At 78.3% G+C, this 494-nt stretch carries 1 protein-coding gene; it reads right to left on the minus strand.

The window, feature by feature from the left end; genetic code table 11:
• Window positions 1-494: exodeoxyribonuclease VII large subunit (locus tag CH341_RS31855; protein WP_281023740.1), on the minus strand; the 494-nt coding region annotated here is incomplete at both ends.

Consider the following 494-nt stretch of genomic DNA (forward strand, 5'->3'; position numbering starts at 1 on the left):
CAGCGGCCGGTCGTCGGCACCGCGCACCAGCGCGAAGCCGCGCGCCAGCACGCCCGTGTAGGACAGCGCCTGCAGGAGCTTCTCGGCCCGGCTCAGGCGGGCGCGGCGCTCGGCCAGAAGGCCCCTGGAGGCCCGCTCGGCCCGCCTGACGAGCCCGCCGACGCGCTCGCGGTCACGCGCCAGGGCATGGCGTTGCGCCGCCAGCGAGGCCCGCAGCGCCGCACCGAGCCGGCCCGAGACGGCGGCGAAGCGGTCGCGCCGACGCTCGGCCTGGACTCTCAGGCAACGTCCGGTGCGGTCGGACAGCCCTTTCACGCGGTCGCGCTCGCGCGACACACGGGAGCGCAGCACGGCGGGCGTCAGCCGCGACGCGACGCGTGAAAAGTCGCTGCGGTGACGATGGGCGCCGGCGAGCAGGGCCCGCGGCAGCCGTCCGGCGGCGCCGTCGAGCGTCTGGCGCGCCACGCCGAGCAGCGCGTCGGCGCTCGGCAGCG

The sequence above is a fragment of the Rhodoplanes roseus genome, assembly GCF_003258865.1.
Classification (GTDB): domain Bacteria; phylum Pseudomonadota; class Alphaproteobacteria; order Rhizobiales; family Xanthobacteraceae; genus Rhodoplanes; species Rhodoplanes roseus.